The organism is Curtobacterium sp. SL109, from assembly GCF_026672405.1.
Taxonomy (GTDB): Bacteria; Actinomycetota; Actinomycetes; order Actinomycetales; family Microbacteriaceae; genus Curtobacterium.
The window spans coordinates 1,025,868-1,052,179 of sequence record NZ_JAPPRB010000002.1; the positions used below are offsets into that span (position 1 = coordinate 1,025,868).

The 26,312-nt window shown below is 69.9% G+C and carries 20 protein-coding genes; 12 read left to right on the forward strand and 8 right to left on the reverse strand.

Features of this window, described 5'->3' with window-relative positions; all coding sequences use genetic code 11:
* Positions 1-47: 47 nt before the first annotated feature.
* Genes OVA28_RS06410 through OVA28_RS06425 form a run of 4 tightly spaced genes read left to right on the forward strand, consistent with a single transcriptional unit; the run spans position 48 to position 4,850 of the window.
* On the forward strand, positions 48-1,004 hold the full coding sequence (locus OVA28_RS06410; RefSeq protein WP_268096230.1) for an ABC transporter permease: 957 nt from the start codon (positions 48-50) through the stop codon (positions 1,002-1,004).
* A complete protein-coding gene (locus tag OVA28_RS06415; RefSeq protein ID WP_268096231.1) occupies positions 1,001-2,785 on the forward strand; it encodes an ABC transporter ATP-binding protein in 1,785 nt (594 codons plus the stop codon). Before OVA28_RS06410 ends, OVA28_RS06415 begins: the two co-directional genes overlap by 4 nt.
* Entirely contained in the window at positions 2,782-3,654 is an 873-nt protein-coding gene (locus OVA28_RS06420; RefSeq protein WP_268096232.1) for an alpha/beta fold hydrolase, read from the forward strand. The genes OVA28_RS06415 and OVA28_RS06420 overlap by 4 nt, the downstream gene beginning before the upstream one ends.
* 20 nt (positions 3,655-3,674) lie before the next feature.
* On the forward strand, positions 3,675-4,850 hold the full coding sequence (locus tag OVA28_RS06425; RefSeq protein ID WP_268098164.1) for a glycoside hydrolase family 1 protein: 1,176 nt from the start codon (positions 3,675-3,677) through the stop codon (positions 4,848-4,850).
* Between the two features lie 91 nt (positions 4,851-4,941).
* Here OVA28_RS06425 and OVA28_RS06430 read toward each other — a convergent pair whose 3' ends face one another.
* Positions 4,942-6,147: an ankyrin repeat domain-containing protein gene (locus OVA28_RS06430; protein WP_268096233.1), complete on the reverse strand. Its 1,206-nt coding sequence runs from the start codon at positions 6,145-6,147 to the stop codon at positions 4,942-4,944.
* A 72-nt stretch (positions 6,148-6,219) separates the two neighbouring features.
* On the opposite strand from OVA28_RS06430, the gene galE reads away from it, so the two are divergent.
* Positions 6,220-7,248: a UDP-glucose 4-epimerase GalE gene (galE, locus tag OVA28_RS06435; RefSeq protein ID WP_268096234.1), complete on the forward strand. Its 1,029-nt coding sequence runs from the start codon at positions 6,220-6,222 to the stop codon at positions 7,246-7,248.
* Between the two features lie 41 nt (positions 7,249-7,289).
* On the opposite strand, the gene OVA28_RS06440 is transcribed toward galE, so the two are convergent.
* Positions 7,290-8,447 (reverse strand): glycosyltransferase, encoded by a 1,158-nt coding sequence (locus OVA28_RS06440; protein ID WP_268096235.1) that lies wholly within the window; start codon positions 8,445-8,447, stop codon positions 7,290-7,292.
* Positions 8,448-8,476: 29 nt separating this feature from the next.
* Entirely contained in the window at positions 8,477-9,241 is a 765-nt protein-coding gene (locus OVA28_RS06445) for a glycosyltransferase (RefSeq protein WP_442780769.1), read from the reverse strand.
* Between the two features lie 85 nt (positions 9,242-9,326).
* Between OVA28_RS06445 and OVA28_RS06450 the strand changes: the two genes are divergently transcribed.
* The 4 genes from OVA28_RS06450 to OVA28_RS06465 are packed head-to-tail and all read left to right on the forward strand — an operon-like array spanning position 9,327 to position 14,647.
* Positions 9,327-10,631, forward strand: a complete 1,305-nt coding sequence (locus OVA28_RS06450) for a hypothetical protein (protein ID WP_268096237.1) — start codon at positions 9,327-9,329, stop codon at positions 10,629-10,631.
* A complete protein-coding gene (locus tag OVA28_RS06455; RefSeq protein WP_268096238.1) occupies positions 10,628-12,181 on the forward strand; it encodes a hypothetical protein in 1,554 nt (517 codons plus the stop codon). The genes OVA28_RS06450 and OVA28_RS06455 overlap by 4 nt, the downstream gene beginning before the upstream one ends.
* Positions 12,178-13,188, forward strand: coding sequence for a glycosyltransferase family 4 protein (locus OVA28_RS06460; protein WP_268096239.1), 1,011 nt, complete (start codon positions 12,178-12,180; stop codon positions 13,186-13,188). The genes OVA28_RS06455 and OVA28_RS06460 overlap by 4 nt, the downstream gene beginning before the upstream one ends.
* A 43-nt stretch (positions 13,189-13,231) precedes the next feature.
* Positions 13,232-14,647, forward strand: coding sequence for a polysaccharide biosynthesis tyrosine autokinase (locus OVA28_RS06465; protein WP_268096240.1), 1,416 nt, complete (start codon positions 13,232-13,234; stop codon positions 14,645-14,647).
* Positions 14,648-14,650: 3 nt separating this feature from the next.
* Here OVA28_RS06465 and OVA28_RS06470 read toward each other — a convergent pair whose 3' ends face one another.
* From OVA28_RS06470 to dnaK, 4 genes are all read right to left on the reverse strand, one after another.
* Positions 14,651-15,061, reverse strand: a complete 411-nt coding sequence (locus OVA28_RS06470; RefSeq protein ID WP_194660187.1) for a heat shock protein transcriptional repressor HspR — start codon at positions 15,059-15,061, stop codon at positions 14,651-14,653.
* A 118-nt stretch (positions 15,062-15,179) separates the two neighbouring features.
* On the reverse strand, positions 15,180-16,190 hold the full coding sequence (locus OVA28_RS06475; RefSeq protein ID WP_194659977.1) for a DnaJ C-terminal domain-containing protein: 1,011 nt from the start codon (positions 16,188-16,190) through the stop codon (positions 15,180-15,182).
* 40 nt (positions 16,191-16,230) lie between these two features.
* Entirely contained in the window at positions 16,231-16,860 is a 630-nt protein-coding gene (locus OVA28_RS06480; protein ID WP_071279674.1) for a nucleotide exchange factor GrpE, read from the reverse strand.
* 3 nt (positions 16,861-16,863) lie between these two features.
* The gene (dnaK, locus tag OVA28_RS06485; protein ID WP_194659978.1) at positions 16,864-18,735 is read right to left on the reverse strand and encodes a molecular chaperone DnaK; all 1,872 of its coding nucleotides are present in this window, start codon (positions 18,733-18,735) and stop codon (positions 16,864-16,866) included.
* A gap of 913 nt (positions 18,736-19,648) precedes the next feature.
* Between dnaK and OVA28_RS06490 the strand changes: the two genes are divergently transcribed.
* The 3 genes from OVA28_RS06490 (at position 19,649) to OVA28_RS06500 (ending at position 23,801) form a co-directional block, all read left to right on the forward strand.
* Positions 19,649-22,165: a hypothetical protein gene (locus OVA28_RS06490; protein ID WP_268096241.1), complete on the forward strand. Its 2,517-nt coding sequence runs from the start codon at positions 19,649-19,651 to the stop codon at positions 22,163-22,165.
* 40 nt (positions 22,166-22,205) lie between these two features.
* Entirely contained in the window at positions 22,206-23,234 is a 1,029-nt protein-coding gene (locus tag OVA28_RS06495; protein ID WP_268096243.1) for a hypothetical protein, read from the forward strand.
* A gap of 126 nt (positions 23,235-23,360) precedes the next feature.
* Positions 23,361-23,801 (forward strand): DUF3060 domain-containing protein, encoded by a 441-nt coding sequence (locus OVA28_RS06500; protein ID WP_268096244.1) that lies wholly within the window; start codon positions 23,361-23,363, stop codon positions 23,799-23,801.
* A gap of 75 nt (positions 23,802-23,876) precedes the next feature.
* On the opposite strand, the gene OVA28_RS06505 is transcribed toward OVA28_RS06500, so the two are convergent.
* Positions 23,877-26,222 carry a hypothetical protein gene (locus tag OVA28_RS06505; protein ID WP_268096245.1) on the reverse strand — a complete coding sequence of 782 codons (2,346 nt, stop codon included), beginning with the start codon at positions 26,220-26,222 and terminating at the stop codon, positions 23,877-23,879.
* Positions 26,223-26,312 lie beyond the last annotated feature (90 nt).

Consider the following 26,312-nt stretch of genomic DNA (forward strand, 5'->3'; position numbering starts at 1 on the left):
CGACGAGCGGCGTGCCCCGCCCACAACCCCCACCCGAGGACGCGCCGATGACGAACACGAGCACACCCGACGCAACCGTCGCAGTCCGCACGCAGGACGCACCGGAACAGCAAGCCCCGTCCAGGCTCAGGTCCGCCGCCCGCCAGTTCGGCGTCGTCTGGTCCAACACCAAGGCCCGCATCGGCATCATCGTCCTCGCGGTGTTCGTCGTCGTGGCGATCGCGGCCCCGCTCCTCGCCCCGTACGGCGCCAGTCAGAACGGCTTCGCCCGCAGCGAGGACGCCACCTGGGCCCACTGGATGGGAACCACCGCCGCTGGCGAGGACGTCCTCTCCCAGCTCATCTACGGTGCCCGCATCTCGGTCATGGTCGGCGCGGTGGCGGGCATCCTCTCCACGCTCGTCGCCGTCGCGATCGGCCTCAGCTGGGGCTACGTCCGCGGGTGGGTCGCCGAGGTCATCGGTTTCATCGTGAACCTGTTCCTGGTGATCCCGGGGCTGCCGCTCATGATCGTCATCGCGGCGTACCTGCAGAACGGCGGCATCGCGGTCATCATCGCGGTGATCGTCGTCACCGGCTGGGCCTGGGGCGCTCGCGTCCTGCGCAGCCAGACGCAGTCCCTCCGTGGTCGCGACTTCGTGACGGCCGCGCAGTTCTCCGGCGAGGGTGCCACCCGCATCGTCTTCCGCGAGATCCTGCCGAACATGACGAGCCTCATCGTCGGCAGCTTCTTCGGCGCCGCCACGAGCGCGATCCTGGCCGAGGCCGGCCTGGAGTTCCTCGGCCTCGGCGACTCCTCGATCGTCAGCTGGGGCACGATCCTCTACTGGGCGCAGAACTCCAACGCGCTGCTCACCGGCCAGTGGATCCTGCTGTTCGCCCCCGGGCTCTGCATCGCCCTCCTCGCGATGAGCCTCACCCTGATCAACTTCGGCGTCGACGCCGTGTCGAACCCGCGGCTGCGCGAAGGCGCGCGCCCGAAGCGCAAGGAGGCGACCGCATGAGCGGTGCACGTCCCGTCCCCACCACCGGACTGGAGGCCCCCACCGGCGCCGCCACGAGCCTCCCGTCCGGCGGATCCACCGCCGGTGACGTCCTGCTGGACGTCCGCGACCTGTCGGTCGTCTACGAGTCGTCAGGGCAGACCGCCGTCCAGGCGGTCGACCACGTGTCCTTCTCCCTGCGGAAGGGCGAGTTCGTCGGCCTGGTCGGCGAGTCCGGCTCCGGCAAGTCGACGCTCGGCTACGCGCTGACCCGGCTGCAGAAGCCCCCGGCGCGGACGAACGGCGGCAGCATCGTGTTCGCGGGGAAGGACATCCGCGACCTCGGCGACGAGGAGCTCCGGCAGCAGCGCCAGGGCGGCTTCGCGATGGTGCTGCAGTCGGGCATGAACGCGCTCAACCCGGTGCGGACGATCCGCAACCACTTCATCGACGTCTTCAAGGCCCACGGCCACGTGCCGCGCGAGCGGTGGGACAGCCGGATGCGGGAGCTCGTCGGCAAGGTGAAGCTGCCCGACTCGATGCTGGCGCGGTTCCCCGGCGAGCTGTCCGGCGGCATGCGGCAGCGCGTTTCGATCGCCCTCGCGCTGTCGCTCGAACCGCAGCTCATGGTGTTCGACGAGCCGACCACGGCGCTCGACGTCCTCGTGCAGCACGCGGTGATGGACACGATCATCGAGCTGCAGCGTGCCGAGGGCTTCACGGCGGTGCTCATCAGCCACGACCTCGGCATCGTGCTCGAGGCCACCGAGCGCGTCCTCGTCATGCACGAGGGCCGGATCGTCGAGGACGGCGGGTCGCGCGAGGTGCTCCGTGCCCCGCAGGACCCGTACACGCAGATGCTCCTGTCGCACTATGCCGACCCGAGGGCGTCGGTCGTCTCCCTGCCCGGGTTCCCGGACCGCTCGCTCCGTGCGGAACACGGCGAGAAGCGGCAGGAGGCCACCACCTCCCACGCCACGGTCGGCTCGCGCGAGCGCAGCGCGGCGCGGAACCCGATCGTCGTCGACCACCTCGTGAAGACCTACGCCCCGCCCCGTCGTGGCGAGGACCCGGTCCGGGCGGTCCGCGACGTGTCGTTCACCCTCGAACCGGGGCAGTCCCTTGCGCTCGTCGGCCAGTCGGGCTCCGGCAAGTCGACCATCGCGAAGCTGCTCACCGGCGTCGAGAAGCCGAGCTCGGGCACCGTCCGGTTCGGTGACCTCGACGTGGCGAAGCTCGGGCGTCGGGGCATGCGCGACCTGCGCTCCGAGGTGCAGATGGTGTTCCAGGACCCGTACTCGGCGCTCAACCCGCTGCACACGGTGGAGTACACGCTCACCCGTCCGGTCGTGAACTACACCGGACTGCGAGGCAAGGACGCCCGACGCCGCGTGCTCGAGCTCCTCGAGACCGTGGGCCTGACGCCCGTGGAGCAGTTCGCGCAGAAGCTCCCGCACCAGCTCTCCGGCGGGCAGCGGCAGCGCGTCGTCATCGCCCGGGCGCTGGCGAGCGACCCGCAGGTGATCATCGCCGACGAGCCGGTCTCGATGCTCGACGTGACCCTGCGTGCCGGGGTGCTCGCACTCCTCGAGGACCTCCGCGAACAGTGGGGCGTCTCGCTCCTCTACATCACGCACGACCTGCTGAGCGCCCGGCTCATCACCGACGACATCATGGTGCTCCACGACGGCGCCGTGGTCGAGCGGGGGCGGACCGCCGACGTGCTGCAGCACCCGCAGGACGACTACACGGTCGCGCTGCTGGACGCCGTGCCCAACCCCCGTCGCAGACTGGCCTCATGACGAATCTGCACGCGTTCCCCACCGTCCCGCCGTTCGGCCACCTGCCCACACCCGAGGGCGTCGACGTCGTCGGCATCGACCTGCCCGTCGGCCGGCTCACCGCCTACCGCGTCGTCCCGACGGGCCCGTCGAAGGGCGTCGTGCTCGTCGTCCCCGGGTACACCGGCTCGAAGGAGGACTGGCGCACGTTCATGCCCCTGCTCCGTGACGCCGGCTGGACCGCGGTCGCGATCAGCCGTCGCGGCCAGGCGGACTCGGCAGCGCCGATCGAACCCCGGGACTACTCCCTCGACGAGGAAGCCGCCGACGTCGTCCGCGTCGCCCGGCTGCTCGACGACGGCGCCCCCGTGCACCTGGTCGGGCACTCGCTCGGCGGGGTGATCGTCCGCGCCGCCGCGATCCAGGACCCGAGCGCCTTCCGCGACGTCGTGCAGTTCTGCTCCGGCCCGTACGGCTGGCCGTACCGGAAGGTCACCGAGCTGACGATCATGCACGACACCGGCGGGAACAACCGCACGCTGTTCGACGCCACGAACCCGCTCTGGGCCTACCGCCCCGACGAGGAGCTCCCCGACGACGTGCGCATGGTCCGCGAGCGCTTCGACGCCACGAGCCCCCTGAGCATCGTCGCCGGCGGCCACATCCTCGAGGACCACACCGACAGCTCCGCCGAACTCCGTGCCACCGGGCTCCCCGTCCTCGTCACGCACGGGGAGTGGGACGGCGCCTGGCCGATCCCGTGGCAGCGGGCCATGGCCGAGGACACCGGCGCCGAGTACGTCGTGATCCCGGAGAGCTGGCACGGCCCCCAGATCGAGAACCCGCAGGGGACCGTCGAGGTCTTCGACCGGTTCCTGTCCGCCCACTGAAAGGCACCATCATCGCTTCGCTGCACTTCCCCGACGGCTTCCTCTGGGGCGCCGCCACGGCTGCCCACCAGATCGAGGGCAACAACGTCAACAGCAACTGGTGGGTGCACGAGCACGAGCCGGACACCACGATCGTCGAGCCCTCCGGCGACGCGGCCGACAGCTACCACCGCTACCGCGAGGACATCCGGATCGCCGCCGACCTCGGCCTGAACTCCTACCGGTTCAGCATCGAGTGGTCCCGCATCGAGCCCGAGCGCGGGTTCGTCAGCCGCGCCGAGGTCGACCACTACCGCCGCATGGTCGAGGCCTGCCACGAGTTCGGCATCGAGCCGATCGTCACCCTCATGCACTTCACCGTGCCGCGCTGGTTCGAGCGCGACGGCTTCTGGCGCGCCCCCGACGCCGCCGACCTGTTCGCCCGGTACACCGAGGCCGCGCTCCCCGTCGTGCAGGACGGCGTCCGCTACGTCTGCACGATCAACGAGCCGAACATCGCCGCGATGCTCGCCGGCGGCGAGGACGCGGCCAACCTGGTGGCGTTCGGCCTGCCGAACCCGGACCTGCAGGTGGCCGACGCCCTGCTGGCCAGCCACAAGCGGTCGCGAGATGTCCTGGGACAGGTGCCGGGCCTCCAGTCCGGGTGGACCATCGCGACCCAGGCGTTCCAGGAGACCGACCAGCCGGGCTCGGCCGAGAAGCTCCGCGAGTACGGGTACCCGCGCGACGACTGGTACCTGGAGCAGTCCGCGGGCGATGACTTCGTCGGCGTCCAGGCCTACACGCGCACCTTCATCGGCACCGACGGCCCGCTGCCCGTCTCGGACGACGTCGAGACCACCTTGACCGGCTGGGAGTTCTGGCCCGAGGCCGCTGCGGCCGGCATCCGCAGCGCCTGGGAGCTGTCCGGCCACGTGCCGGTCATGGTCACCGAGAACGGCATCGCCACCGCGGACGACACCCGCCGCATCGCCTACACGCAGGGCGCGCTCGAGGGCGTCCACCGCTGCATCGAGGACGGCATCGACGTCCGCGGCTACCAGCACTGGTCGCTGCTCGACAACTACGAGTGGGCCTCCGGCTTCCGGCCGACCTTCGGTCTCGTGGCATGGGACCGCGAGACCTTCGCGCGCACCCCGAAGCCGTCGGCGCACTGGTACGGCGGCGTCGCGTCCGCGAACGCCCTGACCGTCTGACGGGAGGCTCGTCCCGCGTCCGTCGCGCCGGCTCGGTCCGGCCGTGGCCGGCCCCGGTACCTCGTGTCGGGTGCCCGGTCGGGTCGGGTCGCTAGTCGGTCGCGTCCGCGGCGAGCAGGGCCGCGATCGCGCCGTCGCGGAGGAGCCCAGCGCGGTCCGCGGCGGTGGAGCCCTCGTCGTCCTCGGCGTCGCGGTCGACGTCCAGGGCGAGCACCACTCCGACGGTCTCCAGGTCCGCGGAGTCGACCGCCGCGATGAGCAGCGTCGCACCGCGCGAGCCCCGGGCCCGGACGTCGGCACCCGCGTCGGCGAGGGCCCGCACGACCTCCGCGTGGCCACCCCATGCAGCGCGGACGACCGGGGTGGTGCCGTCACTGTCCCGTGCCTCCAGGTCGGCGCCCGCCGCGATCAGGACCCGGAGTGCCCGCCGGGCGTCGCGGTCGATCGCCAGCGTCAGCGGCGTCCGCCCCTCGGAGTCCACCAGGGCGAGCGTGGCCCCGCGGCGGAGGAGCTCCTCGAGCATCTCGGGCCGGTCGAACCACGCGGCGGCGTGCAGCGGGGCGAAGCCCCATCGCGGGTCGACGTCGTCGACGTCGCTGGCGTCGTCGGCGAGGTGCAGCCCACCGAGGTCGCCGTACGCCGCGGCGCGGACGCCCTCGGTCGCCCACTCCACCCAGCCGTCGGGGACCGGGCCGTGCCAGCCGCGTGTCGGGCGGTCGCCGAGCACGTCGTAGTCGGACTCGTCGACGCTGCGCACCGAGACCTGGGCGTCCCGGAACCGGATCGCGACCTCGCCGACGGGGGAGATGAGCAGCCGCAGTTCCCAGGCGTCCGCACCGGTCACGTGGTCGAGCTCGCCGCGGGCGATGTGGGCGTCCCCGGCCAGCACCGCGCCGGCGTCCACGTCGGGCGGGTCGATCACGGCGTCGTCGAAGCGCAGGGTCACACGGGCATGGTTCCAGCGCCGCCAGAGTCCGTCGGCGGTGTCGAGCACCTCGTCGTTCCGGACGACGACCTCGGCGTGCACGACCACCGGGTCGGGCAGGCCGTGCCCCGGGATCGCGGTGGTGTCGGTCGTCGCGTCGTCTGCCGCGTCCGTCGGGGCATCGGAGGCATGTCGGTGTGCCGCTTCGCTGCGCAGGGTCGCGACCCGGGCGTCGGTCCAGCGCACGGTGGCGAGGGCTGCGACCGGTGGAGGAGCGTCCTCGAGCAGCCGTGCGATGTGCTCGGGCTGTCCGTCGAAGTCCTCGAGGGACACGTAGCCCACCGAGGGCCAGTTCACTCGACTCCAGCGCACGGGGTCGACACTACTGCCCCAGCCGGACACGTTCCGTCGTGTTGCAATATCACATGTTGGTACACTGGTTCGATGTCCGTTCTCCTGCGCCCTCTGAAGACCGTCCTCGTCACCGGTGCGGCCGGCTACATCGGCTCCCACGTCGCTCGTGTCCTCCGTGACCGGGGTGATCGCGTCGTGACCCTCGACGACCTCTCCACCGGCTCAGCGCGTCGGCTCGGTGCCCCGCTCGACCTCCGGGTCGACCTCGCATCTGCCGCCGCGTCCGACGTCCTCGAGCGGGGGCTCGTCGACCACGGCGTCACCGACGTCGTCCACCTCGCTGCCATGAAGCAGGTCGGCGAGTCGATGGCGTTCCCGACGCGCTACATGGACCGCAACGTGGGCGGCCTCGTGAACCTGCTCGCCGCGATGGAGCGCGTGGGTGTCGATCGCCTGGTGTTCTCGTCGTCCGCCGCGGTCTACGGCGAGACGACGGCGCCGCTCGTGGCCGAGGACCACCGCTGCGCGCCGGCCAACCCGTACGGGCAGTCGAAGCTCATCGGCGAGTGGATGACGGAGAACGCGGCACGGGCATGGGGCCTGCGTACGGCGAACCTGCGCTACTTCAACGTCGCTGGCGCCGGGTGGCCGGAGCTCGCGGACGACGGCGTCGCGAACCTCATCCCGATCGTCCTCTGGGCGGCGCGGCAGGGCCGGGCCGTCCCGGTGTTCGGGACCGACCACCCGACGCCCGACGGCACCTGTGTCCGGGACTTCGTCCACGTGCTGGACCTCGCCCGGGCGCACGTCGCCGCGCTCGACCACCTCGAGTCCACCTCGGGTGCCCACGCGTTCAACATCGGGACGGGGACCGGCACGTCCGTCCGCCGTGTGGTGGAGATCGCCGAGGCGGTCACCGGCCTCCGGATCGCGACGCAGGACGCCCCCGCACGGTCGGGCGACCCGGCGATCGTGGTGGCCGATGTCGAGCGTGCGGTCCGACTGCTCGACTGGTCTGCGAGCTGCTCGGTCACGGATGCGGTGTCGTCGGCGTGGTCGGCCGCGGGTGCATCGGAGCCTCACGAGCCGTCGGCGCTCGTCGGGCTGCCGGCGGCCTGATGCGGCGGATGCCCGTCCCTCGCCAGGACGGGCATCCCGTCTCAGCGGGGCCTGGCGTCCAGGAAGTACTGCGCGCACCGTTCCCAGACGCCGGTGCGGTCGAAGTGCTGCTCGACCTCGTCACGACCCGCAGCACGGAGCCGCGCACCGAGCGCCTCGTCACCGAGCACACCGCGGAGCCCTGCGGCGAGCGCGCGGCGGTCGCCGGTGGGCACGACCACACCGGTCTGCCCGTCGACGACCAGGTCCCGGATCCCGGTGCAGTCGGTCACGACCACGGGGATCCCCGTCGCCCAGGCTTCGAGGACGACGGTCGGCAGCCCCTCGCGGTGGGACGGCAGGCAGAACACGTCGAAGGCGGCGAACACCTCCGCCGGGTCCGTCAGGTTCCCGGTGCTCGTGACCCACGGCGTGCCGAGGAGTCCACGGACGTCGGCGTCCAGCGCGTCCGTGCCCTCGTCGGGTCCGATCAGGGCGAGGCGGAGGGGCAGGCCCTCGTCCCGGAGTGCCGCGACCGCCCGGACCAGCTCCTCGATCCCCTTGTCGCGGGTGACTCGTCCGACGAACCCGACGACGAGTTCGTCGGGACGGACACCGAGCGCACGGCGTTGCTCGCGGCGGAGTGCGGCGTCCTCACCGATCCGGCGAGCACGCTGCCCGTCGACCCCGACCACGGACCCCTTCCCGATGACGTCGACGCGCGCCACGTCGACCCCCAGCTCCGCGAGGCGCGTGCGCAGCCCGTGGCTGACCGCGACCGTGTGCGTCGACAGTGCGAGGGCGAGCCGCTCGGTCATCAGGAGGAACCGGCGGAACAGTCCGCTCGTCGTCTCCAGTCGGAGGCAGTGCAGGACCTGGATCCTCACCGGCACGCGGCAGATCCGCGCCGCGATGCCGGCGAGCAGGGTCGCCTTCGGGGTGCCGTAGACGACGCGGTACGGCCGGAGGCGTCGCATCAGCGTGATCAGCTGGACCAGTCCGCGCAGGTCGGCGATGGGCGACGGCTCGCGCTCGAGCGAGATGACGTGGGAGTCGACGCCCTCGCGCGCCCGGACGCGTCCGAGCCGTCCGGTGTCGTCGGACGCGACGCGCACGGGTGCCAGCTCCGTGGAGTCGAGGTACCGGAGCTGGTCACGGAGCATGACGTCGAGCGCGATGTCGGTCTTGACGATGAGCGTGCCGGAACGTGGGTGGGTCATGGCGGGTCCTCCTGAGGTCGTCGTTCGGGTCAGCGGGTGAGGAATCGCGGGCGGCGCAGGCCCCAGTGGCGGGCTGACTGCGACGCGGTCCACGCGAGGTTGCGCAGCGTCTGGCCGGGGACGGACCGGCCGAGGTGGCGCGCGAGGGCGAGGCGGGAGGCGCGGATCCGCGTCGCTGAGGCGCTGAAGGGGCTGGTCTCCCGGCTGTGCATCGTCGCGTGGACGCGGTACCGCGTGAGGCGTCCAGGGAGGTTCGTCACGCGTCCGACCCGTGCGAGACGGAGCCACAGGTCGTAGTCCTGCATCCGGACGCATCGGGTGTCGTACCCGCCCACGGACACCAGTGCCGAGCGCCGGATGAGGACGGAGGAGTGCACGACGAGGTTCTTCCGGAGCAGCCCCCTCGCGAGGTCGGTGCCGGCGGGGGGATCGATGGCCCCGACGGTGTTCCCGGCGTCGTCGATGACCGTGGCGGCGGTGCCGACGGCGACGATGCCGGGGTCGGCGTCGAGGAGCGCGACCTGCGCGGCGACACGACCTGGTTCGGCCAGGTCGTCGGCGTCGAGGCGGCCGATGAACTCGCCGCGCGCGACGGCCGCGCCGGCGTTGATGGCGGCGGCGGACCCGGAGCGCTGCGGCAGCGTGACGGTCCGCACGCACTCGTGTCGGGGCATCCCGGTGGTGTCCTCGACGCCGTCCAGCACGACGACGACCTCGAGTTCCGCGGTCTGCGCGAGCAAGGACTGCAGGGCTGCGCGGAGCCAGTCGTCGACACGGACGGTGGGGACGATCACGGAGACTCTCGGCGGTGTGGACATCGTTCGAGTATGACATATCAGATGCTATGCTCGATGTTCCCGTCCTGATCCAGGAGACCACGTGCCTTCCACGAAGTGGCGAGCTGTCGCCCAGCGCTCTGCGCACCTGCTCCGCGTGACGCTGCCGGCGTTCGGCGGACGCGGCGTGCAGTTCCTCGCGCTCGCCGCCATGGCTGCCGTCGTCTCGCCGGCCGACTACGGTCGGTTCTCCACCCTCCAGGTGCTCGTCCTCGGCCTCGCGAGCATCACCGGGTCCTCGATGGGGGCGTCGTCGAACGCAGCGGCTGCCCGCGCCACACGCGACGGTGCCCTCGGGGTGTGGGCCATCCTCGCCACGCTGCTCCGCGCACGCCGTCGCGCCCTGCTCGTCAACCTCGTGGTCTCGTCGGTCGCCGTGCCCGTCGGGTACTTCCTCGTCGTCGGTGTCACCCCCGAGCGGCTCCCGATGCTCGTCGCCATCGGGATCATGAGCGCCGCGCTCCCGGTCGGCGAGACCGTCGTCGCGGTGCTCGCCGGCAGCGGCCGGTACCGCGCCGCGTCGTGGACGGACGCGGTCCGGGCCGTCGCCGGTGCAGCGCTCGCGCTCGTCCTGGGGGTGGTGTCCGGCCCGTGGTGGGCCACGGTCGGACTGCTCGCGACCGACGTCCTGATCGCGGTCGCCGCCATCGTGCTCGCCACGAACCACCGGCGGGCGACGACGACCCTGACGGGGCTTGCGGTCCCTGCGCCTGCAGCTCCGGACCGGTCCGCGGACGGACTGCACGCCGGTCTGGTGGCGAACGTCCTCGGTCAGGTGGCCAACTGGGTGGTGCTCTGGGCGATCGGAGCGACCGGCGGCGCCCTCGGGCTCGGCGCGTACGGCGTCGCACTGCGGTTCGCCTCCGTCGTGACGCTCGCACCGGTGTACTTCGGCAAGACGGTCATCGGACAGCTGGCCGCCCCCGGGCTCTCCGCGAACCAGTGGACGCCGCGGTCCTTCGTCGGGATGCTCGCCGGGCTCTCCGTCGTCGGCTCGCTCCTGGCTGCAGGGGTGATGGCCCTCGGGTTCCCGTCGCTCCCCGACCGCTACGACGGACTCTGGTGGATGCTGGCCGCGGTCCTCACGGCGACGTCGCTCCGAGCGGTGCTCATCGGCCTCGGGCAGGTCTGCGTCGCCCAGCGGCGGTGGCGGACCTGGGTCGTCGCCGATGCGGCCAGCCTCGTGGTGACGGTCATCGGTGTCCTCGTCGTCTTCGTCGGGCCGACCGGCATGCACGGCGCCGTCCTCGTCGTGCTGGCGTCCGCCGTCGCCAACGTCGCGGGCATCGCGACGCGCTTCGTCGGACTGCGCAGGCCGACCAGCCGGGTCCCGGAGGCTGTCCGATGACCGAGTCCGACGTGGTGCGGTCCAGCCGTGCCACGGTGCACTGGCTGCTGCGCGGGGTCGTCGTCATCGCGACGACGCTCTCCCTGGCACAGGCCTGCCTCGTCGGGGGCCCTGCCGGTCCCTTCGTGCTCCCCGTCCTCCTGCAGTCCGTCGTCGTCCTCGTGGGCATCGAGGTCTCCCGGGCGTCGCGGACCGGTCTGCGCGTCGACGCACTGACGCTCTTCCTCGGGTGGGAGTCCCTCCGTGGCTGTGTCGCGCCCGTCATCATCCAGTGGTTCGGGTCCGGCGGGAACTTCTTCTGGCGCCCCGGCACCTACGCGGACGCAACCGTCGTCCTGTACCTCGGTCTGGCGTTCGCGGCGACGGTGGTCGTCACGCGAGCGACCGCCGGGGGTCTGGCCGCTGCGGCGGGCGACCGGACACGTCGGGCAACGGGAGCCGCCGTGCGGTCCCCACTGGTCACGGTGCCACCGCTGGTCGACGGACCGCTCACGCCCGCGGTGTTCATCGCGCTCGGCCTGGTCGGTCTGGTCCTCCGGTTCCCCGACGTTGCATCGGTCACGTCGTTCCTCGCCGGTGACATCGACGGCCTGCAGCGGAACGACGTCGTACCGAAGGGACCGATCACCTTCTTCTCCGAGGTCGCTCGTCCCCTCCTCTTCATCGGTCTCGCGATGCTCATGCGGAAGCGGCACCGCGCGGGCTCGTCCACGTGGTGGCTCGTGCTCCCGGTCCTCGGCTCGGTCGTGTTCGCGCTCGGCTCCTACGGACTCCGTCGCGCCGTGATGGCCTTCGCGGTGATCGCGCTCGTGTTCGTCCTCCTCGACCGGAGCAGCCGGCGCATCCGCCTGGTCCCGTCGGTCGCTGCCGTGGCGGTGCTCGGGGCGTTCTTCTTCGGCGCCGGCACGCTGAGGTCGACGCTCTGGCTCGAGCGCACCGGTCTCGAGGCGCCCGAGGTGGGCATCGTCCCGGCGCTGCAGTCGGTCCTGGTGTACGCAGCCAGCCCGATGCAGCTCTCCGGAGCGATGCCGTGGGCCGCGGAGACCGGCGCCTTCACCCCGTGGACGTTCGTCCTCTCCCTGCTCGGCCCGGTGCCGGGGATCCCTGACGAGTGGCGACTGCAGTCAGGCGTCGCCCTGTTCAACCACGCGGTCTACCACAGCTTCGTCGGCCGGGACCAGCTCGTGCCGACGTGGTTCGAGGGCTACCTGTCCTTCGGTGTGCCCGGGGTCTTCGGGGTGGGGCTCGTCTTCGGTCTGCTCATGCTCCTGAGCGACCGGATGCGGACACGGCTGCAGTCGTTCCCCGCCGCGTACGCAGCGGCCATCGTGGCGCTCTGGGTGTCCCAGCCGAGCGCCGTCGGGACGTACTCGATCTTCCAGAACCTCCTCTGCTACGCCCTCCCACCGCTCTTCCTCGTCGCGGTGGGGTCGGTGCTTCCCTCTCGTGCGCTCGGCCCTCGCCAGCCGTTCGTCCCGACGACCGCGGTCGACCCGGCCCCTCCGCGACACCAGACCACTCGTTCCCTCACCGGAAGGCCCACCACATGAAGGTCCTCATGCTCAGCGGCATCTTCGCCCAGACCCAGGAGTACCGCGCCACGCACATGGCAGAGACGCCCGACTCGCTCCTCGCGGCCGGGCTCGCACGGGCCGGCGTCGACGTGACGACCGCCGCGCCGCGCTTCCGCGGGGACTGGAGCCGCTACGACGTCGTGCACCTCAACCACCTGATGAACGCGTGCGTGCGGTCCCTGGTCACACCGAGCGCGCGCGTCGTCTTCACGCCGCACTTCAGCGGCTGGAAGCCCGTGCACCACCGGCTCGCGCTCCGCGCCACCGAACGTCGGGCGGACCGCGTCGTGGTCTTCACCGAGGACGAGCGTCGGCGGCTCGGCGGCCGGGTCGCCGAGGACAAGGTCGTCGTGATCAGGAACGCGCTCGACGTCGAACACTTCTCGGCGGTGCCGCGGGTCCGTCCCGCCGCGGGGGAGCCCTGGGAACTGCTGTACGTCGGTCAGCTGGTCGAGTTCAAGCGCGTGCACCTGGCGCTGCGGCTCCTGCAGCGGATCCGACAGTCGGGCGACCGCGCAGTCCTCCGGGTCGTGTCGCACCGGGAGACGCTGCGGCTCGAACTCGAAGCCGAGGCTGAGCGGCTCGGTGTCGCGCAGGACGTGCACTACGTCGGCTCCCGCGACCGCGCCGGCATCGGCGAGGAGATGCGTCGGGCGCACATGCTCGTGCTGCCGTCGTACCGCGAGGGGCAGTCGACCGTGGCGGGAGAGGCCGTCATCAGCGGTCTCCCCGTCCACATGTTCGACGTCGCCGCTGCCTGCGAGCAGGTCCCGGTCGGCCACGAGCTGCCGGCCGTCGAGGACGTCGAGCGGTGGCTGACCCTCGGCTGCGAACGTCTCGTCGACTACGAGCACCAAGCCCGGACGTTCCTCGCCCAGGCGCCCGTCGAACGGGAACTGCTGTCGCTCGACCGAGCCGTCCGGGAGCACATCGAGCTCTACGAGCATGTGGTCGAGCAACGTCCTGCCCCTGCGTCAGCGTAGTGATATACAATGTTTGCAATACCGACCTGATCAGAGGAACCCGATGGACTTCGAATCGATCATCCGCATCCTGCGCCGAGGATGGCTGGTGCTCCTCGCCGCGACCCTGGTCGGTGGCGCTGGGGGCTGGGTCCTCGCCGCTGTCCAGGAGCCCACCTACGAGGCCTCGACTTCGCTCTACGTGTCGGTCCCCGGCGCAGCGAACTCCTCGGAGCTCGCGCAGGGCGGGACCGCGGCCGAGCAGAAGGTGCAGTCCTTCGCCAACGTCGCGGTGAGCGCCAGGGTGCTCCGACCCGTGATCGAGGACCTCGGCATCGACACCACGCCGGAGCGCCTGGCGAAGCGGGTCTCTGCGCAGTCGCCGATCGACAGCGTGCTCGTCAACGTGACGGTGTCGGACGACGATCCGGTGCGGGCGGCGGCGATCGCGAACGGGATCGGGACGAGCCTGGCCCACGTGGTGACCGATGAGCTCGAGGAACCCGTGGAGGGCACGAGTCCGTTCCGGATCAGCACGATCGAACCAGCCGTCGCGCCGACCACGGCATCGTCACCGAAGCCGGTGGCCAACGTCGCCGGCGGCCTGACGATCGGGCTCCTGCTCGGCTTCGCGATCGCGGCGCTGCGTGCGACGCTCGACACCCGCCTGGACTCCCGCACGGACGTCGAGTCGATCAGTGGCGCACCCGCCGTCGGGGAGATCCCCTACGACAAGTCGATGCGTCAGGACCCCCTGATCCTGCGGGGAGAGCCCACCAGCCCCGGCGCCGAGACGTTCCGCCGCCTCCGGATGAACCTGCAGTTCCTCGAGATCGGGCGACCGACGCGGAGCTTCGTCGTCACGTCCTCCATCCCGGGCGAGGGCAAGACGACCACGATCGCCAACACCGCACTCGCGCTCGCCGAGAACGGTCTCCGGGTGGTCCTCGTCGACGCCGACCTCCGTCGGCCGCGCATCGCGGACGTCATGGGCGTCGAGGGCTCCGCCGGTCTGACCGACGTGCTCATCGCCCGCCTGGAGCTCGACGACGCCCTGCAACCGTGGGGCCGCGACGGGTTGGCCGTCCTGCCGTCCGGGGCCATCCCTCCGAACCCGACCGAACTCCTCGGCAGCGACGCGATGGCCGCCGTCATCGCCGAACTCGAGCGCCGTTACGACGTCGTGCTCGTGGACGCCCCGCCGCTCCTGCCGGTGGCCGACGCCGCGGTGCTCACGAAGCTGACGGGCGGCGCACTGCTCGTCGCCTCGATGCACCGGACCACGCGGAAGCAGCTGGCCGGCGCCCGAGCGGCGCTCGCAGACGTCGGGTGCGCCGCAGTCGGGTCGATCATGACGATGGCGAAGCCCGCCCGACGGTCTGCGTACGACTACCGGTACGACGCCGCGTCAGGGCCGGAACGGCTCGTCGTCGACCCGGACACGGGTGGACGCCACTCACGACCGGTGCAGGGGACCTGACGGTCAGTGCGGTCCGCGGTACAACACGATCTGCGTGTTCCGCTGCGGCCGGGCACCGGCGCGGAGTGAGATGGCCGCACCACTGGCCGTCGCCGCGAACACGCGTGCACCCGGGCGGCTGATCAGCTGGTCCGCGAGCGCCCGCTCGAGTTCGCGCACCCGGTCGCGCAGCGTCTTGTTCTCGTTCTCGAGTTCCAGCACCCGCCGGATGCCCTCGAGGGACACCCCCTCGGAACCGAGCCGCGCGATCTCGCGCAGCTGCACGACGTCCCGCATGGAGTACCGACGCGACCCACCGCGCGTCCGCCCCGGCACGACCAGGCCGAGCCGGTCGTACTGCCGCAGCGTCTGCGGGTGCATCTCCGCCAGCTCCGCGGCGACCGCGATCGCGAAGACGGGCGAGTTCTCGTCCATGTCGGTCATGGGGTGTCCTTCCGTCGTTCGCGTGGTCCTGGAACAGCCTGGAGGCCCGGCGAGCGTCCGTCAGGAAGCCACACCGAGCCTCCAGGCTGGGTTGCGTTGATGCGTTGTCCTAGCTGCGCGCCTTGGCGAGCAGGTCCTCGCGGGGGTCCTCGTCGGGCAGTGCGGCGGCGAGTGCCTCGACGGCATCGCGTGCCTTGTCCGACAGGTGCGAGGGCACCGCGACCTGGACGGTGGCGAGCAGGTCGCCCGTGCCGTCCTTCGTCGCGACGCCGCGTCCCTTGACCCGGAGGACCCGACCGGAGGGCGTGCCCGGCGCGACCCGGAGCTTGACGGGCTCGCCGCCGAGCGTGGGCACCTGGATCGTGGCACCGAGCGCTGCCTCGACGAACGTCACGGGGACGTCCACGCGGAGGTGCTGCCCGTCGCGCTCGAAGACCGGGTGCTTGCGGACGTGCACGAGCACGACCAGGTCACCGGCGTCGCCGCCGTCGGGCGAGGGCTCGCCCCGACCACGCAACCGGATCTTCTGCCCGTCGGCGACACCCGCCGGGATCCGGACGTTGACCGGCCGGCCGTTGCCCTGCGACAGCTTGATCGTGTCGCCGGCGATGGCCGTCGTGAAGTCCAGGGTCGTCGACGCGGTGACGTCACGGCCCTTGGACGGACCACCGAAGCCGCGGTAGCCGCCGGAGGGCTGGCCGAAACCAGCCCCGCCGGCGCCGCCACCGAACATGCCGCCGAGGATGTCCTCGAAGCCGCCACCCTGGCCGAAGCGGACGCGCTGTCCACCGCCGCCGGGCTGGCCGCCGCCACCGAACATCCCGCCGAAGACGTCCTCGAACCCGCCGCCCTGACCCGGGCCGCCCGCGGTGAAGCGGGCGCCCGAGCCCATGGCACGGACCTGGTCGTACTCGGCGCGCTGTTCCTTGTCGGAGAGCACCGAGTAGGCCTCGCTGATCTCCTTGAACTTCGCCTCGGCCGCAGCGTCACCCGGGTTGGAGTCCGGGTGGAACTGCCGCGCGAGCTTGCGGTAGGTCTTCTTCAGGTCGGCGTCGGACGCCTTCTTGTCGACGCCGAGGACCGCGTAGAAGTCCTTGTCGAACCAGTCCTGACTGGCCACGGCTACCTACCTTCTTCTTCCATGTCCGAGCGCTCCCGGCTCAGGCCGGGACCGCCACGGCGACCTTGGCCGCACGGATGACGCGCTCACCGAGCTTGTAGCCCGGCTCGACGACGTCCGCCACGGTCTGGCCGGTGGCACCCGGGGTGGGGAGCTGGACGATCGCCTCGTGGATGTTCGGGTCGAAGGCCTCGCCCTTCTCACCGATCTGGACGAGCTTGAACTTCTCGAAGCCGCCACGGATCTTCTGGCCGATGACCTGCATGGGCCCCTCGGTCAGGTCGCCGTGCGCCTCGGCGCGGCTCAGGTCGTCGAGCGCCGGCAGGAGTGCACGGACGACCTCGGCGATCGCGACCTCGCGGTTGGCCTCGCGGTCACGCTCGACGCGCTTCCGGAAGTTCACCAGTTCGGCCTGCGCACGGAGCATGTCCGTCCGCATCTCGGCGACCAGGTCGCGGTCGCTCGCGGACAGGCCGTCCTCGGCGATGCCGCGGGCGGCGTCGTCGAGCAGGGCCTGGTCCTCGGGGCTCAGGTCGCTCGGCACCTCGACGTCGGGACCCTCGGCCTCGATGAGGTCCTCCGGCTGCTCCGCGTTGGTGGCGTCGCCCTCGACCTGGGGCTCCGGCTCGTTCTGGACGTTGTCGTCGTTGGCGTTCTTCTCGTCAGCCATCGCTTACTTCTTGTCCTTGTCGTCCTCGTCGTCCACGACCTCGGCGTCGACGATGTCCTCGTCGTTGCCGTCCTGGGGCTGCTCGCCGGCACCCTCAGCGCCCGGAGCACCGGCAGCGCCGGCGTCCTGCTGGGAGTAGATGGCCTGGCCGAGCTTGCCCTGCGACTCGTTGAGCTTGTCGTAGGCGGTCTTGACCGCGTCGTCGTCGTCACCCGCGAGGGCAGACTTCAGCGCGTCGACGTCGGCCTGCACCTCGGACTTGACGTCCGCGGGGAGCTTCTCGTCGTTCTCCTTGATGAGCTTCTCGATCGAGTAGACGAGCTGCTCGGCCTGGTTGCGACGCTCGTTGGCCTCGCGACGGGCCTTGTCCTCGGCCGCGTGCTCCTCGGCTTCGCGGACCATGCGCTCGATGTCCTCCTTCGGCAGCGAGGAACCGCCGGAGATGACCATCGACTGCTCCTTGCCGGTGCCCTTGTCCTTCGCGGACACGTGCACGATGCCGTTCGCGTCGATGTCGAAGGTGACCTCGACCTGCGGCACGCCACGGGGAGCCGGCGCGATGCCGGTGAGCTCGAAGGTGCCGAGCGGCTTGTTGTCGCGGGTGAACTCGCGCTCGCCCTGGAAGACCTGGATCGCGACCGACGGCTGGTTGTCGTCAGCGGTCGTGAAGGTCTCGCTGCGCTTGGTCGGGATCGCGGTGTTGCGGTCGATGAGCTTCGTCATCAGGCCGCCCTTGGTCTCGATGCCGAGCGAGAGCGGCGTGACGTCGATGAGCAGGACGTCCTTGCGCTCGCCCTTCAGGACACCGGCCTGCAGCGCGGCGCCGACGGCGACGACCTCGTCCGGGTTCACGCCCTGGTTCGGCGACTTGCCACCGGTCAGCGACTTGACGACCTCTGCCACGGCGGGCATGCGGGTCGAGCCACCGACGAGGACCACGTGCGCGATGTCGTTGACCGACACGCCCGCTTCCTTGATGACGTCGTTGAAGGGCTTCTTGGTGCGGTCGAGCAGGTCAGAGGTCATCTGCTCGAACTGGGCACGCGAGATGGTCTCGTCGAGGTTCAGCGGGCCGTTGGCCGTCAGCGTCAGGTACGGAAGCTGGATGTTCGCCGACATCTGCGACGAGAGCTCCTTCTTGGCCTGCTCAGCGGCTTCCTTGAGGCGCTGCTTCGCGATCTTGTCCGTGGACAGGTCGACGCCGTGCTCGTCCTTGAACTTCTTGACGAGGTAGTCGACGATGCGCTGGTCCCAGTCGTCGCCACCGAGGCGGTTGTCGCCGGACGTCGAGCGGACCTGGATCGTGGAGAAGTCGTCGTCCTTGCCCACCTCGAGCAGGGAGACGTCGAACGTGCCGCCACCGAGGTCGAAGACCAGGATGAGCTCGTCTTCCTTGCCCTTGTCGAGGCCGTAGGCCAGAGCGGCCGCGGTCGGCTCGTTGATGATGCGGAGGACGTTGAGGCCGGCGATCTCACCGGCGTCCTTCGTGGCCTGGCGCTCGGCGTCGTTGAAGTACGCCGGGACGGTGATGACCGCGTCGGTGACGTCCTCACCGAGGTACTGCTCGGCGTCGCGCTTGAGCTTGCCGAGGGTACGGGCCGAGATCTCCTGCGGCGTGTACTTCTTGCCGTCGATGTCCGTCGTCCAGTCGGTGCCGATGTGGCGCTTCACGCTGGCGATGGTGCGGTCGACGTTCGTCACGGCCTGACGCTTCGCGGTCTCACCGACGAGGACTTCCCCGTCCTTGGTGAACGCGACGATCGACGGCGTGGTGCGGAGTCCCTCGGCGTTGGCGATGACCGTGGGCTCGCCGCCCTCGAGCACGCTGACGACCGAGTTGGTGGTTCCGAGGTCGATGCCTACTGCACGTCCCATGTGTGGGTGCTCCTTCTTGCTAGGGGTAAGTCGTTGGACTTGCGTCCGATGGACTCAACTCTACTCAGGCCCGCCTGGACGTCAAGTCGAGGAGGCAGAAGTTGCGTCGATCAGGCTCAACTCCCAGTTTCCACACGAGGACGGGCCTGGCTGTCCGTTCGTATTTCACATGATATTCTTGATACACACGTTGCGCCATGGGTGGCGCAGCTGCTCCCTTCCCGCAAGCCGTGCACGATGCGGCCTGTCCTGAAAGATGCACATGTCTCACAAGAAGAGGGCCTCGACTGCCCTCAAGTCCATGGGTGCGGCGGGGCTCGCCGCCGCCACCATCGTCTCCGGCTTGTCCTTCGGGTCTGCAGGAGCCGTCGCGGCCTCAGAAGCTCCGAAAGCACGTGCAGTGGCTGGTCAAGCGCCACTGGACGGAGCCACGATCCAGGCCTCCGGGAGCCTCCAGGGGAAGATCTACGCGACGAAATTGGGTTTCGACAACAGGACTTACTTCTACTCGTTCACGGCAAAGGCAAGCGTCGGGGCGATGGTGGGAATGAGCTGGTACACATCCCAAACCTCCGCGACATCTGCGTCGAGCAACTGGATCGTTCCCAAGGCTGGCTCTGTCGGAGCTGTCAGTCTCTCCGGGACTGACCTCTGCGCGGACCGAACTGGGTCGGCTAATGGATACCCGGCCCTGCAGATCCAGAAATGCAACGGTTCTTCTGGACAGGAGTGGTCTTGGGAAGCGAAGTCCGGCGGGCACGTTCTGAAGAACAGCCAAGGGGGATACGTCATTTCCGTAGGCTCAGGCAATCCGAACAGCGCAAATTTGAAGCCGAACGCCTCGGCCACGGACATCTTCCGCTTCGATCAGATGTCTGACTACACCGTCGCCCTTTCGGCTTCGCTGGAGCGGGTGAGCAACATCGCGAAGACCGCGGTCGTCTCGGGAACGGCGACGCCGGGTGCGAAGGTGTCGATTGGCAGCCAAGAAGTCGAGGCCGACAAGACCACCGGCGCATGGTCGATGACGGTCACTGGACTTGCCGCGGGCAAGAACGACCTGGTCGTGATCCAGAAGATCGACGGCACCGAGTTCGACCGGAAGACCGTCTCCGCCACGATCGTCGACGGCGGCGGCCTGTTCGCAGTCGACCAGGGGCCGGTCGAGTTGGAGCGAGGTGCGACCACGAAGGTGCCGTTCGTCGTCGAGAACCGTGTCTCCCGCACGAACACCAAGGGCACGGTCGTGCTGACCGCTCCGGACGGCGCGACCTTCTCCGAGCAGGACACCGTCCAGGGCTCCTGGCGACGCGTCGGCAACACCGCATGGAACGCCTCCACGTCCATCCCGCTCACCAACGGCCGCCTGTCGAACGACAACACGACGCTGACGTTCGACGCGGACTGGACCAGCGAGCGTCCGGCCGACCAGCAGTACCGCTTCATGGTCGACGTCGCCACGAGCGCAGACGCCCCTGAGGGCTCCAGCGCGATGGACTTCGACGTCAGCGGAACGAGCAGCACGAACGACTTCCGCGCGCAGGGTTCGACCACCACCACGGTCGGCGCCTCGGTCGTCGACCTGGTCGCGAACATCGGTTCGATCGACCACGCGGGCAAGTCCGCGGTCATCTCGGGCACGGCCACGCCGGGTGCCAAGGTCACCATCGGCGACAAGAGCGTGGATGCAGATCCGGAGACCGGTGCGTGGAGCATCACGGTCAACGATCTCGACCGCGGTACGAACCCGCTGCACGTGGTGCAGGAGATCGACGGCGAGGAGCACGACTCGAAGGACCTCGACGTCGTCATCAACGATGCCGCGATCTCCGGCCAGGACGGCACCGCCGTCACGCTCGAGCGTGGCGAGGTCACCTCGGTGGAGTCCCTCTTCAAGACCAACGGGTCGATCAGCCGCCCGCAGGGCAAGGTCGAGTTCACCGCGCCCGAGGGCACCACGTTCGCCGAGGACCAGGGCACGATCGAGGGTTCGTTCAAGAAGCCGGGTGAGGACGCCTGGACGAACGCCGCCATGACCCTGACCAACGGGGTCCGTTCCGAGGATGGCACGAAGTACACCTACGACTTCGCGACCACCACCACGACCTGGAACCTCCCCGACGCATCGCTGATGCGCTGGAACATCGACGTGGACACGCCGGCGGACGCCGTCGCTGACACGTCGTCGATGAGCGCCACGCTGGTCGGGACGGCAAGCGAGGGCGCGTTCAACACCACGAGCACCACGGCGACCACCGTCGAGGCGCCGGCGCAGACACCGCTGGAAGCGAAGGTGGACTCGGTCGACAACGTCAACAAGACCGCGGTCGTCTCGGGCACGGCAACGAAGGGCGCCACGGTGGCCATCGGGGACGAGTCCGTCGAGGTCACGAACGACGACGGCTCGTGGACGCTGACGGTCGGCGGTCTGGAGTACGGCGACAACACACTGCACGTCGTGCAGACGATCGGCGGCCAGGAGTTCGACTCGACGGACGTCGTGGCGAAGGTCGACGGCATCAACCGCGACTTCACCGTCGCGACGCCGGAGAACGGCTCCGAGCACAAGGGTGAGTCGGTCACCTTCTCGGGCAACGGCCGCGCGGGGGAGACCGTGCGCGTCCACGTGACGAACTTCGACAGCGCCGACGTCACCGCGGAGGTGGACGACGACGGGCACTGGTCGGTCTCGCGGTGGATCGGGACGGGCATGTACGTCTTCGACGTCACGCAGACGAACGCTGCTGGCTCGCTCACGGGTGAGGTCCGCGGCCTGACGGTCAACAAGCCCGCTGACGAGGGTTCGGTGAACCTGCCGTGGGCGGTCACGTCGCCGGAGTCCGGATCCGAGCACCGCGGTGAGATGGTCACGTGGACGGGCACCGGCAACGCCGGCGACACCGTGTCCTTCACCCCGAAGAACCCGGAGCAGTCCTCCTGGTCGACGGTCGTCAAGAACAACGGCACCTGGAGCGTGGACCACTTCGCGGGTACCGGCGCGTACGACATCGACGTGGTCATGAAGAACGCGGCCGGTTCGGTCACGGGCGAGTCGAAGAACGTGCTGCTGAACCAGTCCGTCAACCTGCCCTTCGCAGTGACCTCGCCGGAGAGCGGCACCGACCACAAGGGTGAACTCGTGACCTTCGAGGGCACCGGCAACGCGGACGAGGAGATCTCGCTGGAGGTCACCAACTTCGACAGCTCGTCCCCGACGCCGGTCCGCGTCGATCGCACGGGTCACTGGAAGATCGAGAAGTTCCTCGGCACCGGTGCGTACACGATCGACATCACGCAGAAGAACCTCACCTCCGGTGCCGTCACCGGCGAGGCGAAGGACCTGAAGTTCAACCAGCCGTCCGACGAGGACCCCGTGGACCTGCCGTGGGCGATCACGTCGCCGGAGTCGGGTTCGGAGCACCCTCGCTGAGAGCGTCACCTGGGCAGGAACCGGCAACGCCGGCGACACGGTGTCCTTCACCCCGAAGAACCCGGAGCAGTCCTCCTGGACGACGGTCGTGGGCAAGAACGGCCACTGGAGTGTCTCCCGTTGGGCCGGTACCGGCGCGTACGACATCGACGTGGTGATGAAGGACGCCGCTGGCAACGTCACCGGCGAGTCGAAGAACGTGCTGCTGAACCAGGTCGTGAACCTGCCCTTCGCGCTCACGTCGCCGGAGAACGGGTCGGAGCACAAGGGTGAGCCGGTCGTCTTCGAGGGCACCGGCAACGCAAACGAGGAGATCTCGCTGAAGGTCACCAACTTCGAGAGCTCGTCCCCGACGCCGGTCCGCGTCGATCGCACGGGTCACTGGAAGATCGAGAAGTTCCTCGGCACCGGTGCGTACACGATCGACATCACGCAGAAGAACGTCTCCACTGGTCTGGTCACCGGCGAGGTCAAGGACCTCAAGTTCAACCAGCCGTCCGACGAAGACCCGGTGAACCTGCCGTGGGCGATCACGTCGCCGGAGTCGGGTTCCGAGCACCTCGGTGAGAGCGTCACCTGGTCGGGCACCGGCAACGCCGGCGACACGGTGTCCTTCACCCCGAAGAACCCGGAGCAGTCCTCCTGGACGACGGTCGTGGGCAAGAACGGCCACTGGAGCCTCAACCGCTGGGCCGGCGTCAGCGTCTACGACGTCGACGTGGTCATGAACAACTCCGCGGGAGCCGTGACGGGCGAGTCGAAGAACATCGTCCTGAACACGGTCGTGAACCTGCCCTTCGCGGTGACCTCGCCGGAGAACGGCTCGGACCACAAGGGCGAGCCGGTCACCTTCGAGGGGACTGGCAACGCGAACGAGGAGATCTCGCTGAAGGTCACCAACTTCGAGAGTGCAGTCGCGACCACGCGCGTGGACCGCACGGGTCACTGGAAGATCGAGAAGTTCCTCGGTACCGGTGCGTACACGATCGACATCACGCAGAAAAACGTCTCGACCGGTGACGTCACCGGTGAGGCGAAGGGCCTGCAGTTCAACCAGCCCGCCTCCTGATCACCACCCTCATCGGCATCGACGTCCGTCGATGACAACGGCCGGGTCCGGCGCCAGCCGGGCCCGGCCTTCACGCTTCCCCCTCGCGGTACGACCACACCGTGAGCTCGCAGACAGGAACGAACAATGCGCACCACCACTCGGATCGGCATCACGATCACCGCCTCGGTCCTCGCGGCCGTCGCCCTCGCGGGGTGCTCGGGCAACGGCGACTCCACGGCCACCAAGACGCCCACCGCATCGCCCACCGTCGCGACCGCGACGGGCGGTGTCGCCGATGACACCGGTGCCTGTGTCGACGGTGTGTCGACGCCGATCAAGAGCAAGGCCGAGTTCTCGATCGACAGCTGCGACTTCGTCGACGTGATGGGCACCGGCAACACGATCACGGCGGGGAAGCTCGAGAAGCTCACCGTCGAGGGCGACGGCAACACGATCACGGTGAAGTCGGTGAAGGAGGTCACGACCTCCGGCAAGGACAACACGATCTACTACAGCGGCTCCGAGCCGACGCACCACGAGGTCGGCTCCGGCACGACGCTCGCACCGGTCTCGAGCAAGAAGTAGGAGCGCGAACGCGCACACCCGGCAACGCAGAACGCCCCCGCAGCCAAGAAGGCTGCGGGGGCGTTCTGCGTGGTGTCAGCGCGTGGGTGTCACGACGATCGGGTCCGAGACCTCTGGGGTGCCGGTGACCGGGGTCATCGTCACGGTGAAGCGGTAGCCGCCGTTGCCGACGTACTTGCCGACCTTCCATGCACCAGTCGGGCCGACGACGGTCTCCACCGGTGCGAGCCCGGCACCCGGGTCGATGTCGATGCGGGCACCCACCGGTCCGGTGCCGGAGAACTCCAGCACGGTGTTCGGGGTGAAGGTGGACCCGGTCGTCGGTCCGGTGACGGCGAACGGCTGATCGGCGCTCGCGGGGGCCTGGTTGAGGCGGAAGCCCGTGACCTCACCGGTGGTGGTGCCTGCGGTGTTCGTCTGGGTGACGTCGAACGTGTAGGCGCCGGTGCCGAGGTAGCGGCTGGTGGTCCAGGTGCCGTCGTCACGGACCGTGGTCGTCACGTCGGCGGAGGCGAAGTTGCTCACGTGGAGGGTGACGGTGTCGCCGGGCGTGCCGGTGCCGGTGAAGGTGACCTGCTTGCCCTTCTGGTCGGAGCCTGCGTCGGGGCTCGTGACCGCGAAGGGCTTCGTCACGGGGGCCTGGTTGAGGCGGAAGCCCGTGACCTCACCGGTGGTGGTGCCTGCGGTGTTCGTCTGGGTGACGTCGAACGTGTAGGCGCCGGTGCCGAGGTAGCGGCTGGTCGTCCAGGTGCCGTCGTCGCGGACCGTGGTCGTCACGTCGGCGGAGGCGAAGTTGCTCACGTGGAGGGTGACGGTGTCGCCGGGCGTGCCGGTGCCGGTGAAGGTGACCTGCTTGCCCTTCTGGTCGGAGCCTGCGTCGGGGCTCGTGACCGCGAAGGGCTTCGTCGTGCCGGCGTCGAACGCGATGTCCCGCATGACCGAGGTGCGTCCGTCGGCAGTGGTCTGCGTGAACGTGATCTGGTACCCGTCGCGAGCGGTGAGGTCGGCGTCCGCCTTCCACGTCCCGACGCCGGACCGCGAGCCGGTTGCCTCTGTGCGGAACAGCTGGTGGCCGTCCTGGTCCGTGGCGGTGATGGTCGCACCGGCCTCGGCCTTCCCTGAGAAGGCCCGCGCGCCGGGCTCGTAGGTGTTGTCGTCGGCGATGCCGTCGACCTGCAGGAGGCGGGGGAGGTGCACGCGCTCGGACGTCCCGCTGAAGTCGCGGCCGTCGAAGACCAGGTTGACCATGTCGAGCTGCTTGCCGGTCGCGGCGGCGGCGATCGTGTAGCTCCACACGGCATCGGCGCTGGTGGCGTGCCCGACGACGCGGTCGCCGTCGAGGATCCAGAGCCCAGGAGCGTCGTCGTGCTCCCCGACCACCTGGATGCGCCCGTCCGGGTGGACGAACACGGACCGGAGGGACGGTGCGGCGGCAGCCGGGTCGACCGGCAGCTGCTCGAGTGCGACGGGCACGCGGGCCGACGAGGTGCCGTCGGCAGTGCGTCCGACGACGTAGACCGTGGAGCCGACACGGTCCTGCGGAAGCCGCGCGGCGTAGCCGGTCTCGCCGAGGTCGGCGTCGGCGATGGTGGTGCCGGCTTCGTCCTGCACGACGACCGAGTCCACGTCCTTCGCGACGGAACCCGCCACGACGAACGAGCCGTCGAGGACGCGCCCCTTCTGCGCGACCGTCGGCGCCTGCGGCGCGTCCGATGCCGCCGGCGAGAACCGGACGTCGCGGAGCTCGTTCGTCCGGCCGTCGGTCGTCGTCTGCGTGAGGGTGATCACGTGGTCGGAGGCGGTGAGGTGGGCATCGGCGTCCCAGGTGCCGGTCCCGTTGCGCGCCCCGCTGACCTCGGTCGTGAAGAGGGTGGCACCAGAGGTGGTGTCCTTCGCGACGACGGTGGCGCCGGCGGTTGCACTGCCGGCGAAGTGGGTGGTGCCAGGCGTGAACGTGTTCTGCTGCTGCAGTCCGTCGATCTTGATGGTGCGGGGGATCGGGATCCGCTCGCCGCGGGTCTGGGTGCCATCGGCGGCGGTGTGGACCCGGATCACCTCGAGACCGGCGTCCTGCAGCCGGTTCTGCACGGTGATGAAGAACGCACCACCGCCGGTCGAGCGGTCGTACACCGTGTCACCGAGGACCAGCCAGAGGTCATCGCCGCCAGCGTCGCCTGCGAGGATCCGGGATCCGAACGGCGTGCTCCAGTCCTGGTGGAACGTCGGCGCCGTCAGCGAGGGGTCGACGGGCAGCGCGTCGAAGTCGGGAGCGTCCTCCTGCGCGGTGGAGTCCGACGACGAGGCGGCTGTGGGAGTGGTGGTGGCAGCGGTGGCGACCGCGGGCGTCAGCAGACCGACGCTGAGTGATGCGGTGACGATGCCGCAGACCACTGCGGTGGTGCGGAAGGGGGAGGGTGCCATGAGGGCTCCTTGTGTTGGGGGAACCAGTAGCATACGCACATGTGGTATTTGGGATTCGAAGGTATGCCGAGAGCAATGGGAACAACCGTT